Source organism: Enterobacter sp. BNK-29, assembly GCF_048684785.1.
GTDB classification, from domain to species: domain Bacteria; phylum Pseudomonadota; class Gammaproteobacteria; order Enterobacterales; family Enterobacteriaceae; genus Enterobacter; species Enterobacter cloacae_M.
This window is the reverse complement of sequence record NZ_JBLQTU010000001.1, coordinates 266,454-282,749: the sequence shown is the minus strand read 5'-3', so window position 1 is coordinate 282,749 and position 16,296 is coordinate 266,454. Positions and strand designations below refer to the sequence as shown.

Genomic DNA, 16,296 nt, shown 5'->3' with positions numbered 1-16,296 from the left:
ACTTGATTTTAACGATCTGGCGAGAGAAAACTCTGATGAAAAACTGGAAAACAAGTGCAGAAGCAATCCTGACCACTGGCCCTGTCGTGCCGGTTATCGTGGTAAACAAGCTTGAGCACGCTGTACCGATGGCGAAAGCGCTGGTTGCGGGCGGCGTTCGCGTTCTGGAAGTGACCCTGCGCACCGCCTGCGCGATGGATGCTATCCGCGCTATCGCCAAAGAAGTGCCGGACGCCATCATCGGTGCGGGTACCGTTCTCAACGCGCAGCAGCTGGCAGAAGTGACCGAAGCGGGCGCGCAGTTCGCCATCAGCCCTGGCCTGACCGAGCCGCTGCTGAAAGCCGCCACCGAAGGTACCATTCCGCTGATCCCTGGCATCAGCACCGTCTCTGAACTGATGCTGGGCATGGACTACGGTCTGAAAGAGTTCAAATTCTTCCCGGCTGAAGCGAACGGCGGCACCAAAGCGCTGCAGGCGATTGCGGGTCCCTTCTCTCAGGTACGCTTCTGCCCGACGGGCGGTATCTCTCCTGCCAACTACCGTGACTACCTGGCGCTGAAAAGCGTGCTTTGCATCGGTGGTTCATGGCTGGTTCCGGCGGATGCGCTGGAAGCGGGCGACTGGGATCGCATTACCAAACTGGCTCGCGAAGCGGTTGAAGGTGCGAAACAGTAAGTTAATCGCAGCATGAAAAACGGGCCTTTTGGCCCGTTTTTTTATCCCTCTACTTTAACGTTCGCAGCGGCAGCTTTCGCTCTCGCCACGGCGTCGTCAACGTTATCCCCGGTGGCTAATGCCACGCCAAGACGGCGGGTTCCGTCGATCTCCGGCTTGCCGAACAGACGTACCTGCAATCCTGCACCTACCGCCCCGTCGACGTTATCAAACGTGACGTTCTGGCTGGTTAGCTTCGGCAGGATCACCGCCGAGGCGGCCGGGCCATACTGACGAACACCGCCGACGGGCAGGCCGAGGAACGCGCGCACGTGCAGGGCGAATTCGGAGAGATCCTGCGAAATCAGCGTGACCATGCCGGTGTCATGCGGGCGAGGGGAGACTTCGCTGAAAATCACCTCGTCGCCGCACACAAACAGCTCCACGCCGAACAGGCCATAGCCGCCCAGCGCCAGGACGGTTTTACGGGCGATCTCCTGAGCACGCTCCAGCGCCAGGGCGCTCATCTGCTGCGGCTGCCAGGATTCGCGGTAATCGCCATCTTCCTGGCGGTGACCAATCGGGTCGCAGAAATGGACGCCGTCAACGGCGCTGACGGTCAGCAGGGTGATTTCGAAATCAAACTTCACGACGCCTTCGACGATTACGCGACCGGCTCCGGCACGGCCGCCCTGCTGGGCATAATCCCACGCGTGATCTAGGGTGCCGCTGTCGCGAATAAAGCTCTGCCCTTTTCCGGAGGAGCTCATCACCGGCTTAACGATGCACGGGTAGCCAATCTCCTCAACGGCCTGCAGGAACGCGGCCTTATCGCCAGCAAAACGGTAGCTCGAGGTGGGCAATCCCAGCTCTTCCGCTGCCAGGCGACGAATGCCTTCGCGGTTCATGGTCAGCTTTGCGGCTTTCGCACAGGGCACCACGGGCTGGCCTTCCTGCTCCAGGGCGATCAGCGTATCGGTGGCGATGGCCTCAATTTCCGGCACGACAAAATCGGGTTTTTCGCGCGTAATCAGTTCGCGAAGGGCATCGCCATCCAGCATGTTAATCACATAAGAACGATGGGCGACGTGCATGGCGGGTGCGTCGGCGTAACGGTCTACGGCAATAACTTCCACACCTAAACGCTGGCACTCAATGGCGACCTCTTTTCCCAGCTCGCCCGATCCCAACAGCATCACTCGCGTCGCCGCAGGTCGCAGCGCAGTTCCTAAACGAATCATAACAATCCCCCTGAAAAAGTTGTGCGCAGTATAAACGAAAACGTTTGCGTCTGTCTTGTGCAGGGCTAAACGAGGGGGCAGAAATTTGCGCATCTTTAGCCCGACCAGACATTTCCTGACGCCCACTCGCTTACGCTGTGGAACATGTTCACCGTTAAGTGAGGGAAACCATGTCTGGCTGGTTAAATCAACTGCAATCCCTGTTAGGGCAGAAAACATCTTCTGGCGAACGGGACCTCAGCAAACTGCTGGTACCCGGGGCGCTCGGCGGGCTGGCAGGCCTGCTGGTCGCGAATAAATCCTCACGCAAGCTGCTGGCAAAGTATGGTACAGGCGCGCTGCTGGCAGGCGGCGGCGCCATCGCGGGCACCGTGCTGTGGAATAAATACAAGGACAGGGTACGGACCGCGCACAGCGATGAACCGCATTACGGCGAGCACACCTCGCCGCTGGATCTGCGTACCGAACGGCTCATTCTTGCGCTGGTTTTTGCCGCGAAAAGCGACGGGCATATTGACGATAAGGAACGATCGGCGATCGAGCAGCAGCTGCGCGAGGCCGGCGTTGAAGAGAAGGGAAGAGTGCTGGTGGCGCAGGCGATAGAACAGCCGCTCGAGCCGCAGCGTCTTGCGCAAAGTGTGAAGAATGAGGAAGAGGCGCTGGAGCTCTATTTCCTCAGCTGCGTCGCCATCGATATCGATCACTTTATGGAGCGCAGCTACATTAACGCTCTGGGCGATGCGTTAAAGATCCCTCAGGACGTGCGCGACGGCATTGAGCGGGATATCCGGGAGCAAAAACAGGCGTTACAGGGATAACCGTCGCCGTCGCGACGCTGTTTCGCTTGCATCATGCGTGGGTTTTGCCAACCTTATAGGGTGTAAAACTTAAAAGAATGATGACATGCCACCGAAAGCCCGACGTACTCCTTATGCGATCACCACGCATGGCGATACGCGTATAGACAACTATTACTGGCTGCGGGACGATTCTCGCTCCCGGCCAGAGGTACTCGACTACCTGCACGAGGAAAACGACTATGGCCGCAAGGTCATGTCCAGCCAGCAGACGCTTCAGGACCAGCTCCTGAATGAAATGGTGCAGCGTATTCCCCAGCGCGATATCTCCGCGCCCTGGACCAAAAACGGCTATCGCTATCGCCATATTTACGAGCCCGGCAATGAGTATCCCATCTACCAGCGTCAGTCGGTGTTAAGCGCCGAATGGGATGAGTGGGATATTCTGCTGGATGCCAACCAGCGCGCCGCCCACAGCGAGTTTTATACCCTGGGCGGCATGTCCATTTCCCCTGACAACGCGGTGATGGCGCTGGCGGAGGATTATCTCTCCCGCCGCCAGTACGGCCTGCGGTTTCGCAATCTGGAGACCGGCAACTGGTATCCGGAAATGCTGGAAAACGTCTCCCCGGACTTTGTCTGGGCGAATGATTCCGAGACGGTCTACTACGTCAAAAAGCACGCGTCGACGCTGCTGCCTTACCAGGTGTGGCGACATACCGTGGGAACAGACTCCGCTGACGACGAGCTGGTTTATGAAGAGAAAGACGAAACGTTCTATGTCAGCCTGCATAAAACCTCCTCACGCCACTATGTGATTATCTTCCTTGCCAGCGCGACGACGTCGGAAGTTCTGCTGCTGGATGCCGAACTGCCCGATGCCCAGCCGCTCTGTTTCCTGCCGCGCCGTAAGGATCACGAGTACAGCCTGGATCACTTCCAGCACAGCTTTTATTTGCGCTCCAATCGCGAGGGAAAAAACTTTGGTCTCTATAAAACCAAAGTGCGCGATGAGCGCAAGTGGGAGGTGCTTATCCCCGCGCGGGATCAGGTGATGCTGGAAGGGTTCACCCTGTTTACCGACTGGCTGGTGGTGGAAGAGCGTCAGCGCGGGCTGACCAGTATCCGGCAAATCAACCGTAAAACCCGGGAAGTGGTGGGGATTGCGTTCGATGATCCGGCCTACGTGACGTGGATTGGATTCAACCCTGAACCCGAATCGTCGCGGTTGCGCTACGGCTACTCCTCCATGACCACGCCGGACACCCTGTTTGAACTGGATATGGATACCGGGCAGCGCCAGGTGATTAAGCAGACCGAGGTAAAAGGGTTTGAGTCCGAAAACTACCGCAGCGAGCACCTGTGGGTCACCGCCCGTGATGGCGTGGAGGTGCCGGTCTCTCTTGTTTACCATCGTGCTCATTTTCAGAAAGGCAAAAACCCGATCCTGGTGTACGGCTACGGCTCGTATGGCTCAAGCATGGACGCCGATTTCAGCAGCAGCCGGTTAAGCCTGCTCGATCGCGGTTTTGTTTTCGCCATCGCCCATATTCGCGGCGGCGGTGAGCTGGGCCAGAACTGGTATGAAGACGGGAAATTTCTGAAAAAGAAAAACACCTTCAATGACTACCTCGACGTCTGCGATGCGCTGATTGAGCAGGGATACGGCGATCCGCAGCTCTGCTTTGGGATGGGGGGCAGCGCGGGCGGCATGCTGATGGGGGCGGCGATCAACCAGCGTCCCGACCGTTTTAAGGGGATTGTCGCGCAGGTACCGTTTGTCGATGTGGTCACGACCATGCTCGATGAATCCATTCCTCTTACCACCGGGGAGTTTGAGGAGTGGGGGAATCCGCAGGATGAGATGTACTACCGCTATATGAAAGAGTACAGCCCGTACGATAACGTTGAGGCGAAAGCCTACCCGCATATGCTGGTCACCACCGGTTTGCATGATTCTCAGGTGCAATACTGGGAGCCGGCAAAATGGGTGGCAAAACTGCGTGAGCTGAAAACCGATGACAATCTGCTGCTGCTGTGTACCGATATGGATTCCGGACACGGAGGGAAATCGGGGCGATTTAAATCGTACGAAGGGGTTGCGCTGGAATATGCCTTTTTAATAGGCCTGGCGCAGGAAACGCTGCCAGGCCGTGCAGAGCGTTAAGCGTCGCCCAGATAATGTTTCAGCGTTAAGCGCAGCTCCGGGCTCATTCTGTCGAGGTTGTTATACAGCCAGCGCAAATAGCCCGGATCTTTATCCGCCACCTCGGACACCGGCTTCCCGCGATATTTACCAAAGGTAAACGTGGTCAGCAGCGCGGGACGTCCGGTGATCGTCGCCATGTCATCCGGCGTCCAGCCAGAGATATTCATAATATCAATCAGCAGCGCGGCGGTGATATAGCAGTCATACAGGGCGCGGTGATGGTGAAGCCCCTCAGGGGTACGTACGCTGAGCTTGCGGGACTTGTACAGCGCCATATTGCTGTATTTAATCCCCGGCCAGAGACGACGCGCCAGCTTCATGGTGCAAATCCATTCCCCCGGCATTTCAGGCAACACCCGGCGGTCAAAGCTGGCGTTATGCGCGACGTACCATGGGCTACCGTAGTAGTGCGGAATGATCTCTTCGATCCACGGCTTATCCGCCACCATCGATTCGGTAATGCGATGGATAGCCATTGCCTGAGGGCTGATGGGGCGATCGGGACGCACCAGATGGCTCATGGGGTTGACGATTTTACCATCAACCACGTCGACAGAGGCCACTTCCACTATTCCGCCCTGAAGATCGCAAGTTTCGGTATCGATGACGCGCAGCATTGAAAACTCCTGAGCTTAAAACGCCTAGCCTAAAGGAATGATATCGCCTTGCCAACCCTCTCCGCCGAGCGTGCCGGTCACCAGAAGCTCACCCTTATCCGCGCGCACGACCAGCTGGCCTTTTTCATCCCACAGCGCGCTGCCGCCGCAGGCGTTCGCCATCAGCACCGCAATGGCATATTTATGCGCGAAGCGCTGCAGGTTACTGATGGACTGCCGCCAGCGATTATCCCCCACCGACTGGCAGCTGGTAACAAGCGTTGCCCGGGGATCGAGATTGGGCGAATCGGGATGTGTATCAAGGATGCTAAGGTGTTTATCCCCCGGCACCAGGCTGGCACCGCGCCCTTGCGGATAGCGCAAAATGCGATGGCGAGCGGGCGAAAACAGCACAAGACCTTTCTGGCGCTGGCCATTCTGTTCCAGGGGGAGCCCGGCAATAACGGTAATCTGGTGTAGATGTGCCGCGTTGAGCAGCGGCTCCAGCTGCGCGTCATCGGGCGGGGGAGGTAACGTCGGCGCGCCAGAGCCCGTTAATGAGAGTTCAGGGAAAACCAGCAGATCACACCGCTGCCGTGCTGCTTCGGCGATGAAGCGCAGGTGGTGCGTAACATGGTCATCTAGGGTTTGATGCAGCCCACCATACTGGGCTGCCGCTATATTCCAATGTGACATCGTGACTTCCTTATACACTGAGTCGCAGAGATTTAAGAATAGACCCAAATTTATCAGGGTTTTCTTATCCTGCCAGATTCCGCGTAAGGAAGTGTAACGACTCGTTAAGCTTATTTAACTTTAGGCTCGTACGGTAAACGGGAGAGATTGACCGAGGCAAGACGGTGGGCGATTAATCTTTCGCGGAACCAGTCGCGCAGATGGGCGGGCTGTTCCCGTTCCACGACTTCAGCCACGATGGGCATGTTGTAACGTTCTTTGAACGCGACGCCAGCGGCAGCGAGATCGACATTCACTTTATCCATCTCGTCCTGCGGAAGGGCGGCCAGATTGATCTTCATTACCTTCTCCTTTTTATGCGGCGGCAACGTTACCGCGATTGCACGATGATGACAAGCGGAGGCAGGATGATCCTCGACTCGTTTATTATACAGCGTTATTCTTTAGCATACAGACATAACAAAAAGGAATGATAGGATGGGTTTCTCCGCTTCCCGCGCGGTCTGCGCACTGGTTTTTGTGGCCTCGACAATGATGACGCCTTCCGTGCTGGCACATGCACATCTTAAACAGCAGATCCCGGCAGCAGACAGCGTGGTGACCGCACCGCAGGCACTTACGCTGAATTTTTCAGAAGGTATCGAACCTGGATTTAGCGGTGTGGTGGTAACGGATGCGCAAAAGCAGGTCATCAAAACGGGAACCGCTACGCGCGACGAAAAGAACAAAGCTCAGCTTACCGTGCCGCTGGAACAAACGCTGGCATCAGGGACTTACCAGGTGGACTGGCATGTGGTCTCCGTGGATGGCCATAAAACCAAAGGCAGCTATCACTTTAGCGTGAAATAGCATGCTGGCGCTGTGTTATATCGGGCTACGCTTTATCCATTTTGGGGCGCTGATGCTGGTGTTTGGCAATGCGCTTTACAGCGTCTGGTTTACGCCTTCCTCTCTCCACCGTCTGCTGTCCCGGCGATTCCAGTCGCAGCAGAAAGTGGCGGCCTTAGTGAGCCTTGCGGCAGCGGTCCTGATGTTTATGCTGCAGGGCGGATTGATGGGCAACGGCTGGGGAGATGTGTTTGCGCCACAGGTCTGGTTCAGCGTGATGGGAACCCGGTTTGGCGGCGTCTGGCTGTGGCAAATAATCCTCGCTGCGCTGACGGTCGGTGCGGCATGGCTTGCGCCGCTGAAAGGTTCGCGTCTGCTGCTGCTCGCAATGGGCCAGCTTATCCTGCTGGCTGGGGTAGGGCACGCGGCGATGAACGACGGTCCGACGGGGGCGCTGCAGCGTCTTAATTATGCTTTTCACCTGATATGTGCCGCCACCTGGCTTGGCGGATTACTGCCCCTGCTGTTCTGCATGCGTCTGGCGAAAGGGCGCTGGCAGAATGCCGCCATCTTTACCATGATGCGCTTCTCGCGCGTGGGGCATTATGCCGTTGCGGGCGTGCTGCTCTCCGGGGTGATAAATGCACTCATGATACTGGGCCTCAATATTCCCTGGCAGGCTGGCTACGTGCAGTTTTTGTTGTTCAAATGTGCGCTGGTGGCGTTGATGGTGGTAATTGCGCTGGCAAATCGGTATTTTCTGGTGCCACGGTTTCGTCCGGAGAGCGGGCGAGCAAAGCAGATTTTTATCAGGATGACACAGGCAGAAGTGGTGCTGGGGGCGCTGGTGCTGGCAACGGTCAGCCTGTTCGCCACCTGGGAACCCTTCTGACAAGGTTAAATATCATATGAAAAAGACAGTACTTTCTCTCTTATTGCTGGCCTGTACGGGGAGCGCGTTTGCCGCACCGCAGGTCATCACCGTGAGCCGTTTCGAAGTGGGTAAGGACAAATGGGCGTTCAATCGCGAAGAGGTGATGCTGACCTGCCGTCCAGGCCATGCGCTGTATGCCATCAATCCGAGCACGCTGGTGCAATACCCGCTGAATGACACCGCAGAGCAGCAGGTAGCCAGCGGCAAGAGCAGCGGTCAGCCGATTAGCATTATTCAAATTGATGACCCGTCGCATCCGGGACAAAAAATGAGTCTGGCACCGTTTATCGAGCGCGCCGATAAGCTCTGCTAACGTTCGGGTTTCCAATAAAAAACCGCAGATGCTTGCGAAAGCACTGCGGTTTTTCACTTTTAATGATGCTCTGGCGCTTTTTTTCCGACCGCTTTAGCTGTGGACTGGAAAACCTGGCGTCGTCATCTATTCTTAAAAGGCAAGGCGACTTAGCCTGCATTAATGCCAACTTTTAGCGCACGGCTCTCTCCCAAGAGCCATTTCCCTGGACCGAATACAGGAATCGTATTCGGTCTCTTTTTATCTGTATGAAAGTAAACGCGTAATCCCAACGCAATCTTTCTCATACAGTGCGTACATCCTGTACGTCCTGCTAAAACATAACACAACACAGCATGCCGAAGTCCAGCCCTTTTTGCCTGTTTTGTTAAATTTTCGTGTGCAGTCGGATAAAGCAAGAGTCATCGTTAAAAGCGGGACTTCACGGACGCCTCTATTTCATCAAGCAGCTCAAAGCGACGGCGGTATTCGGCACGTTTTTTACTGGCAATCTCTTCAAGGGATTTACGCTCCATTTGCAGCGGCAGCTGCCAGCAGAAAGCTGAGAGCTTTTTACCGTCCAGAGATGCCCAAAATTCATCGTAGCTGGCGTGGAAATGGCGGCTTTTGCTCAGGCGATATCGCAACGCGCGGAAAACGTGCCCCTCGTCGCTGACGGCAAAAATCGCCCGGACAGATGACTGCGCAGCCAGCTGAAAAAGAACTTCCATCAACACGCGCTTAGGGAACAGGCCGTGGCAGGCGCGGGTGGCCTGTTTAATGACGTCTCGCGATACGCAGCGACGGGGCCCCTGAAGCCCGCCAATGACCATGACTTGCTGACCGTTGCTGCGCGCGACGCTAAAGGTCAGGCTGGCCAGCAGCGTATCCTCGTTGTCGTGTAGCCACAGCGTGCTTTCTCCTTCGCGCTCGGCTTTTCCCGCAGAGGAAGCATTGACCGTATAGGTTACACCGTCTTTAGCATGGAACTGCACAACGGTTTGCTCCTGCTGGCTCGTCAGGGCCTGAGCGAGACCGCTCTCTTTCAGGCTATCAATCCAGTAGTAGTGGTTGACGATAGCGTCGGCGCGATCGTTAGCCGTCAGGCCGCGCATCAGATACTGTCGGTGGGTCTTGCTGGGCAACGTAATTTGAGAGGCCAGCAGCCTGTCGAAATCGTCGCGACCCGAAAGGGCTTCCAGCATGCGATGGGTGGAGGACCAGAACAGAAGCGAGCGTAAAAGGAACTTCAGACGATATTCGCGTTTGCGCCAGATCGGACCCGGCACGCGTTTGCCGTTCACCAGCTCGGAAATAATATTTGTGCGATGCGGATAAAAAACATCGTTATGCAGGTGCGTATTAGACACGTGAAGACCCCTCTTTTTTTATACCCTTATTCTAAAGAGCCAATAAAAAGGGATTAATAGCGCGAGGATCTTTATTTCTGTTTGGTTTACCGTTTGTTTGACTTCGTGATGACCGCGCCTGTCTGTTGCCTTTTCTGCGGCGGCTATACTGTTAAAGGAGGTCCTATGTATCAGCGAATTGAAGGTGGGATGTGGCGTCACGTCTGGGTTGTCAGCGATATACACGGTTGTTACCAGTGGCTTATGGATGAGCTTAAACGCCGTCATTTTAACCCATATGAGGATTTACTTATTTCAGTCGGGGATGTGATCGATCGTGGCCCTGATAGCGTTAAATGCCTGCAGTTAATTCATGAGAAATGGTTTCGTGCCGTGCGTGGAAACCATGAGCAAATGGCTCTCGACAGTCTGGATAATAACGATTTTTCTCTCTGGACGATGAATGGTGGAATATGGTTTTCGCATCTTGAACGCGACCAGCAACAGCTTGCCCTGTCGTTGCTCGACGGCTGTCGCGATTTACCGCATATCATCGAGATAACCTGTGCGAACGGTCTGAATGTGATTGCCCATGCTGATTATCCGGCCGCGGAATACTGTTGGCAAAAACCGGTTAGTGCCCAGCGCGTCTTATGGAACCGCGACAGGCTGATGGGATTTATGGTGGGCAAAGGAGAGGGCATCAGCGGCGCGGATCATTTCTGGTTTGGGCATACGCCCCTCGACAGAAGATACGATTTTAATAATCTTCACTACATTGATACGGGGGCTGTTTTCGACGGTTACTTCACGCTGGCGCAGCTGCAGTAATAAATAACCCGCCTTCGGGCGGGTTCTCTTTAGGTCAGGCAAGACGCATGACCCAGGCATCGGTTTTGCTATCGTAATGCTCACGGTAAAGGACAGAATGTTCGCCATCAAGTATTGCCGGGACGCTGGTGTCTGCATCCCATGCATCGAGCTGCATGCACAAATCCGGGTCGGATTTGCAGGGAATACTTAACGTTCGATCGCCTTGTGCTTCGCCGCGCAGCTCTGCGTCGTCGATCTCAAAAGCGCCAATACGCACGCTGGTTTTCGTCATAGTGCTCTCCGGGTCGGTTGTCAAAATCTGGTATGACCAGTGCGATCACCCATTTTTGATCGTAGACAAGGAGAGCAAAATCGCCAGTAAAAAAATGCGCTTTTTTTCAGGCTGTGCGATCGTTACCGGTAAACAGACGGCCATCCCGAACCAGCTCGCGCGGATAGCTGTTTTTCAGCCTTGAGCCGACTTTTTTTGCCAGCCCCAGCGGATATCCCTGATACGTCACTATCACTTCATCGCCTGACGGCGTGCTGTCCGGATAGACATCGCGACCACGGTACCACTCTTCGGCTTCCTGATGCGTCAGGGCAAAGATATTCTCGTCTCCGGCAAGGGCGATAACGGCCTCATGCTGCCAGCGATAGCCTTTGTTATGCACTTCCGCCAGGCGGATCCCGATTCGCGAAAAACGGACCTTTCCGATGAGCGGCTCGATCTGTGCCGGGAACAGCCATATCTCTTTATCACGCATCCAGGGGTGCAGACTCTCATCCCAGACCAGCCCAACCTTTTTGACGGCGGCTTCAAGCTGTGCTGCATCGCGACCTTTAAGGGGAGCAAACGGGAAGTTGCCGACCTTAAATTTAGGCGCGGGCAGAGGAGCAACCGCCTGCGTTTTACGCAGACGCGCCACAAAGAACCCTTCGCAGTCGTAAATCTGCGGGAACACGTGGAGGAAACCCTCCGGCGTGACCGCCTCCTGTGCCGAGGCGAACAGATCGTTAAGCGGCAGAAACTCCACGGCATCCGGGTAGTTCGCTTTCAGCCACAGGCAGACGTCTTCGTTTTCATCGCGGTTTAAGGTGCACGTTGAATAGACCAGCGTGCCGCCGGGGCGCAACGCGTGAAATGCGCTGTCGATCAGCTCGCGCTGCGTGGCGGCGATCTCCAGGTTGCTCTCCACGGACCAGTTCTTTAACGCATCGGGATCTTTACGCACCACTCCTTCGCCGGAGCAGGGGGCGTCCAGCAGAATGGCATCGAAGGCTTCCGGTAAGGCGGCGCCAAACACGCGTCCGTCGAAGTGCGTGAGGGCAACATTATGAATACCGCAGCGGCTGATGTTGGCATGCAGCACCTTCACGCGGCTGGCGGAAAACTCGTTGGCGAGGATCGCCCCGTGGTTACCCATCCGGGCGGCAATTTGCGTGGTTTTTGAGCCGGGCGCCGCGGCAACATCCATCACGCGCTCAGGCGCATTGCCATCGGCGAACAGGGCGGCCACCGGCAGCATCGAGCTGGCTTCCTGAATATAGAACAGACCGCTCAGATGTTCAGCGGTACTGCCCAGCGGCAGCGAGGCTTCGTCATCGCGTTCGATCCAGAAACCCTCGGAGCACCACGGGACCGGCGTAAGCTGCCAGCCGTACGGCGAGACCAGCGTCAGAAAATCATCGACGCTGATTTTCAGCGTGTTGACGCGAATACTTCGGCGTAACGGACGCTGGCAGGCGGCGATAAAATCGTCTAACGACAGGTGAGAGGGAAGCGCCTCGCGCATCTGCGCCAGGAATTGTTCAGGAAGAAATACGGAGTTTTGAGCCACGGGCACACCACAGGGAAAAGTTCAGGCGCGCAGTGTAGCATAAAGGCTCCGGTGCGTTGACACCGGAGCCTTTCAGATTAACGCGGCAGGGCGGTTCCCCATTCACGCCACTCTTTCGGTTCGCTTTCGAGCAGCAGGAAGTGTTTACCCGGCTGCGCTTTTGGCGCCAGCGGCGTGCCCGGCGGCGTAGCAAACGCGATACCGCCGCGAATGAACTGGTTGAAGGTGCCGGTTTTCACCACGCCTCCCGTCAGGCCAAAGTCCAGCGAATAGCCGGATGCCAGCCAGAACACCGAGTTATTACGTACCAGGTGCTGGTAACGCTCGCTGATGCGTAACGCCACCATCACGCGGTCGGAGAGCGTACCGAGCGTCAGGCCCGTGACCGTACCCACTTCAATGCCGCGGAACAGTACCGGGGTGCCGATGCTCAGCGAGCCCGCTTCCGGCACTTCCACCACGATGCTCAGGCCGCCAAGGTAGCGCGAGTCGGTGATCGTGGCTTCCTGCAGCTCGAAATCACGACGGGCATTGCCCTGGCCCGGCTCAACGTTGATGTACGGCTGCAAAATGGTGTCGAGATGCTCAACGCCCGCGGCCGAGATCTGCGGCGTCACCACCGAGAAGCGCGAACCCGTCCGGGCGAAGGTCTGCACATATTCCGGGTACAGCACGGCGGTGGCCTGCACCTCGTTGCGGGAGGTAATCAGCGTCAGCTTCTGGATCTGCCCGATATCGATGCCCAGATAGCGAATTGGCATACCTTCCGCCAGCTTGCCGGCATCAAACGCGTGCAGGGTAATCTGTCCACCCACGGCGCGTGCGGCGGTTTCGGACGGGAAGAGAATACGCTTATCGCCTTTGCGCAGATTCGCACCTGCGCCGCTGAGGTTATCGAAGCTAATCGCCCCGCGCAGCGCGCGTGAGAGCGGGGAGGCCTGCACGGTCAGCCCGTTACCGTTAAGCTGAACTTTCGCGCCGCCTTCGGCCCAGAAGACGCTGTTTGGCGTCAGCAGCTTGCGGTACTCCGGCTTGATATGCAGTTCGATATCAAACGCGTCCGCACGCGGGCGAACGGCGATCACTTCCCCAACCTCAAACTTGCGATACAGCACCACGGATCCCGCCTGTACGTCCGGCAGCGTCTCGGCGCTTAGCGTCAGCGTGGTGGTAGGGAGATCGCTCAGGCTGTTTTCAACCGCTTTCTCCAGGTTGGCATAGAGCGGGTAGCTGTCGCGAACGGGACCTTTATCGCCGGGCAGAATGCGGATACCGCCGTTAACCCATTCGCTGGCGCTGGCGCCGAGGAACTCCACGCCGTCCAGACCCACCTTCACGTCGACGCGACTGTTCACCACGAATTTGCTGTCACCGTGCACCAGGTCGCTGTACTGCGGATCGATGGCGACCGAGAAGGTCACGCCATTCGCGGAGAGCTTACGCTCCAGCACCTGACCGACCTGCACGCCGTGTAAAATTAACGGCTGACCGGCTTCGATTCCGTAACTTTCTGGCGCATTCAGCGTGACGGTCACTACGCCCGGCTTTTGCAGCAGGGATTTATCCGCCGGGGCAATCACGAAGCTATTGCTGGGTTCACCTTCGCCGGGGATGAGCTCAAACGTATTGCCGGTCAACAGCGTGCTGAGGCTGGCATCGTTCAGGGAGAGCTTTGGACTGCGCATTTCGATGCGCGTTTTCTCGCGCAGGAGATCGACCACGCTCGGGTCGACAGTCATTTCGCCGGTGACCGAGCCGCCCGGGTTGAGCGTCATTTTGGTGAGCTGACCAACCTGCAACCCCTGATACATCAGCGGCGTTGAACCGGCTTTTAGCCCCTTAGCATCGGGCAGGGCGAGTTTGACGAGCACGCCGCGCTGGCTGTGCGCCAGGTCAGCGTACAATCCAAATGAGTCATCCGCAGTGGCGGGGCTTGAATTTTCCGGGGAGTCAAAGGCAATGGCACCATTCACCAGCGCGGCCAGACTTTCCAGCTTCACTTTCGCACCGCTCAGGCTGACGTCCGCATCCACGCCGGAGACGTTCCAGAAGCGGCTGCCTTTTTTCACCAGATTGGTGAAGCGACGCTCGATCAGCACGTCGATGGTGACGCCCTGTTTATTCGGGTTGATCGCGTAATCGTACACGCGGCCAACCGGGATTTTGCGGAAATAGACCAGCGAACCGCTGTTCAGAGAACCGAGATCCGGCGCCTGCAGATGGATCATTAAATCGCCGTTGTTGAGGCGGTACTTGGGCTGTGTATCCAGGGCAACAAAGTGATCCTGCGGCTCACCTTTACCCGGCATCATGCCAATATAGTTACCGCCCACGAGCGCATCCAGCCCCGACACGCCGGCCAGAGACGCTTTTGGCGTGACCAGCCAGAACTGCGTTTCGCTGCGCAGGGCATCCTGCATGTCAGATTTAATACTGACCCGCACCTGAATCTTGTTCAGCCCTTTTCCAAGGGAGATGTCCTGAACCGTACCCACTTCAACCCCCTGGAAGCGAACGGGCGTTCGCCCGGCGACGATGCCGTCGGCGGTCTGGAAATCAATGGTGACGGTACTCCCGCGATCTTCATAGCTCGTCCAGATAAGCCAGCCTGCAATCATCAGGGCGATGACGGGCAGCAACCAGAATGGCGAAATGCGGCGTTTTGTTTTAATTCTCGCTTCAGTCGGCGAAGCGGGGGTTTCCTGACTCATGTGCATCCCAAAGTAAGCGGCTATCCAGCCATTCCACAGCAAGAATAGTCAATATCACCGCAGAGCCGAAATAAAAAGCCGCGGGTCCCATTGTAAAAGCAAGTAGCTGGTCGCGATTGATGAGCGACATCATCAGCGAAATCACGAACAGATCTAACATTGACCAGCGGCCAATCCAGGTGACGAACCGCAGCAGCAGAATGCGGGTCCGTAAGCCTTGTTCACACTTAAAGTGAATGCTGATGAGCAGGGTAAATATCACCACCACTTTGGTAAAGGGAACCAGGATACTGGCAATAAAGACGATCGCCGCCACCCCGACGTTACTGTGCGCAAGGGAGATAATCCCGGAGAGGATAGTATCCTCCTGACGCCCGCCATTCACGTAAATGATGGAAATCGGCAGCATATTGGCTGGGATCAGAAACACCAGGGAGGCGATCAGCGCGGCCCAGCATTTTTGCAGGCTGTTGTTGCGCCGCAGTCTCAACGGAATGTGGCACCGCGGGCAGCGACCGCGCGCGTCGGGCAAGCCGGTATAGTGGCATCCCAGACAGACGCGCAGATTTTCATCAGGACGCGTGGCGGGGCGCTGAGGGTAAAATCGCTCCCAGAGCTGTTCAACGTTCAGGTGGATAAGCGTCAGTATGCTCAGCAATACCAGGCTGATGAAAGCAAAGAGCCCGATGCCGGGCTGCAAAAAGGCGTAGTCCTGTACCTTTATCGATGCAACGCCCACGCCCACCAGATAAATATCCAGCATCACCCACTCTTTGAGCTTATCCAGCATCAGCAGCACCGGGCGAAGGTTCATACCGAGAATATTTCCAAACCACAGATACGCAATGGCGGCGACCAGCACCAGCGGCGCGCCAACGGTGCAGAACAGCACCATGGCAGCGGTGATGGGATCCCCCTGACGGGTCATCTGCCAGATACCCTGCAGTACGTTGGCGTCAATGCGCACGCCAAGCAGGTAGAGTTTCAGCAGCGGTTCGCTCCAGGCGAAGGGCATCAGCAGCAGCATGGTGACGGCCATGGCGGCGAGGCGGGTGAGCGACCAGTCGCGGCCATCGCGAATTTTGGCGTCGCAGCGCGGACAAAAGGCACTTTGGTGCGATTTCATCTTCGGCAACATAAAAAGCGTATCGCACTGGGGGCAACGCTGATAATGTGCACGTGGCAAAGCTTCGCTTACCGTATGGACAGTTATCTTTCTTGTCGGCGTAATTTTGGTTGTTTTTAAGGCCATCAGCTGCGCACAAATAAGTATTGTTGAAAGTTATAATAACTCATGAACGGATTCATCTTGAGCATGAGCGCATTTAATGCT

Annotated in this window: 16 protein-coding genes; 7 read left to right on the top strand and 9 right to left on the bottom strand. The window is 56.4% G+C overall.

Features of this window, described 5'->3' with window-relative positions:
- The first annotated feature begins 35 nt into the window (after positions 1 to 35).
- The gene (gene kdgA, locus ACMGGX_RS01325) at positions 36 to 677 is read left to right on the top strand and encodes a bifunctional 4-hydroxy-2-oxoglutarate aldolase/2-dehydro-3-deoxy-phosphogluconate aldolase (protein WP_014884307.1); all 642 of its coding nucleotides are present in this window, start codon (positions 36 to 38) and stop codon (positions 675 to 677) included.
- Between the two features lie 41 nt (positions 678 to 718).
- Here kdgA and purT read toward each other — a convergent pair whose 3' ends face one another.
- Positions 719 to 1,897 carry a formate-dependent phosphoribosylglycinamide formyltransferase gene (purT, locus tag ACMGGX_RS01320; RefSeq protein WP_420297932.1) on the bottom strand — a complete coding sequence of 393 codons (1,179 nt, stop codon included), beginning with the start codon at positions 1,895 to 1,897 and terminating at the stop codon, positions 719 to 721.
- Positions 1,898 to 2,067: 170 nt separating this feature from the next.
- On the opposite strand from purT, the gene ACMGGX_RS01315 reads away from it, so the two are divergent.
- Positions 2,068 to 2,715: a tellurite resistance TerB family protein gene (locus tag ACMGGX_RS01315; RefSeq protein WP_181593349.1), complete on the top strand. Its 648-nt coding sequence runs from the start codon at positions 2,068 to 2,070 to the stop codon at positions 2,713 to 2,715.
- Between the two features lie 85 nt (positions 2,716 to 2,800).
- Positions 2,801 to 4,861 (top strand): oligopeptidase B, encoded by a 2,061-nt coding sequence (gene ptrB / locus ACMGGX_RS01310; protein WP_063439342.1) that lies wholly within the window; start codon positions 2,801 to 2,803, stop codon positions 4,859 to 4,861.
- Here ptrB and exoX read toward each other — a convergent pair.
- From exoX to ACMGGX_RS01295, 3 genes are all read right to left on the bottom strand, one after another.
- Positions 4,858 to 5,520: an exodeoxyribonuclease X gene (exoX, locus tag ACMGGX_RS01305; protein WP_010432611.1), complete on the bottom strand. Its 663-nt coding sequence runs from the start codon at positions 5,518 to 5,520 to the stop codon at positions 4,858 to 4,860. The genes ptrB and exoX overlap by 4 nt on opposite strands.
- Positions 5,521 to 5,544: 24 nt before the next feature.
- Entirely contained in the window at positions 5,545 to 6,195 is a 651-nt protein-coding gene (locus ACMGGX_RS01300; protein ID WP_181593346.1) for a carbon-nitrogen hydrolase family protein, read from the bottom strand.
- A gap of 110 nt (positions 6,196 to 6,305) precedes the next feature.
- Positions 6,306 to 6,536 (bottom strand): DNA polymerase III subunit theta, encoded by a 231-nt coding sequence (locus tag ACMGGX_RS01295; RefSeq protein ID WP_013096102.1) that lies wholly within the window; start codon positions 6,534 to 6,536, stop codon positions 6,306 to 6,308.
- A 136-nt stretch (positions 6,537 to 6,672) separates the two neighbouring features.
- Here ACMGGX_RS01295 and yobA point away from each other — a divergent pair, with 136 nt between their 5' ends.
- From yobA to ACMGGX_RS01280, 3 genes are read left to right on the top strand one after another with little or no spacing between them, the layout of a single operon-like run.
- The gene (gene yobA, locus ACMGGX_RS01290; RefSeq protein WP_033145842.1) at positions 6,673 to 7,044 is read left to right on the top strand and encodes a CopC domain-containing protein YobA; all 372 of its coding nucleotides are present in this window, start codon (positions 6,673 to 6,675) and stop codon (positions 7,042 to 7,044) included.
- Between the two features lies 1 nt (position 7,045).
- Complete coding sequence (copD, locus tag ACMGGX_RS01285) at positions 7,046 to 7,915, top strand: copper homeostasis membrane protein CopD (protein ID WP_420297931.1); 870 nt, start codon at positions 7,046 to 7,048, stop codon at positions 7,913 to 7,915.
- Positions 7,916 to 7,931: 16 nt separating this feature from the next.
- Complete coding sequence (locus tag ACMGGX_RS01280) at positions 7,932 to 8,270, top strand: YebY family protein (RefSeq protein WP_045404471.1); 339 nt, start codon at positions 7,932 to 7,934, stop codon at positions 8,268 to 8,270.
- A 407-nt stretch (positions 8,271 to 8,677) separates the two neighbouring features.
- On the opposite strand, the gene ACMGGX_RS01275 is transcribed toward ACMGGX_RS01280, so the two are convergent.
- Positions 8,678 to 9,619 carry a VirK/YbjX family protein gene (locus ACMGGX_RS01275; RefSeq protein ID WP_181593344.1) on the bottom strand — a complete coding sequence of 314 codons (942 nt, stop codon included), beginning with the start codon at positions 9,617 to 9,619 and terminating at the stop codon, positions 8,678 to 8,680.
- Between the two features lie 165 nt (positions 9,620 to 9,784).
- Here ACMGGX_RS01275 and pphA point away from each other — a divergent pair, with 165 nt between their 5' ends.
- Positions 9,785 to 10,429, top strand: a complete 645-nt coding sequence (pphA, locus tag ACMGGX_RS01270) for a protein-serine/threonine phosphatase (protein WP_420297930.1) — start codon at positions 9,785 to 9,787, stop codon at positions 10,427 to 10,429.
- Between the two features lie 34 nt (positions 10,430 to 10,463).
- Here pphA and ACMGGX_RS01265 read toward each other — a convergent pair whose 3' ends face one another.
- The 4 genes from ACMGGX_RS01265 to yebS form a co-directional block, all read right to left on the bottom strand.
- A complete protein-coding gene (locus tag ACMGGX_RS01265; protein ID WP_008500472.1) occupies positions 10,464 to 10,703 on the bottom strand; it encodes a YebV family protein in 240 nt (79 codons plus the stop codon).
- A gap of 106 nt (positions 10,704 to 10,809) precedes the next feature.
- Complete coding sequence (gene rsmF, locus ACMGGX_RS01260) at positions 10,810 to 12,252, bottom strand: 16S rRNA (cytosine(1407)-C(5))-methyltransferase RsmF (RefSeq protein WP_420297929.1); 1,443 nt, start codon at positions 12,250 to 12,252, stop codon at positions 10,810 to 10,812.
- Between the two features lie 77 nt (positions 12,253 to 12,329).
- Positions 12,330 to 14,963: a PqiB family protein gene (locus ACMGGX_RS01255; RefSeq protein WP_063439338.1), complete on the bottom strand. Its 2,634-nt coding sequence runs from the start codon at positions 14,961 to 14,963 to the stop codon at positions 12,330 to 12,332.
- The gene (gene yebS / locus ACMGGX_RS01250) at positions 14,932 to 16,215 is read right to left on the bottom strand and encodes a membrane integrity lipid transport subunit YebS (protein ID WP_420297928.1); all 1,284 of its coding nucleotides are present in this window, start codon (positions 16,213 to 16,215) and stop codon (positions 14,932 to 14,934) included. The genes ACMGGX_RS01255 and yebS overlap by 32 nt, the downstream gene beginning before the upstream one ends.
- Positions 16,216 to 16,296: the final 81 nt, after the last annotated feature.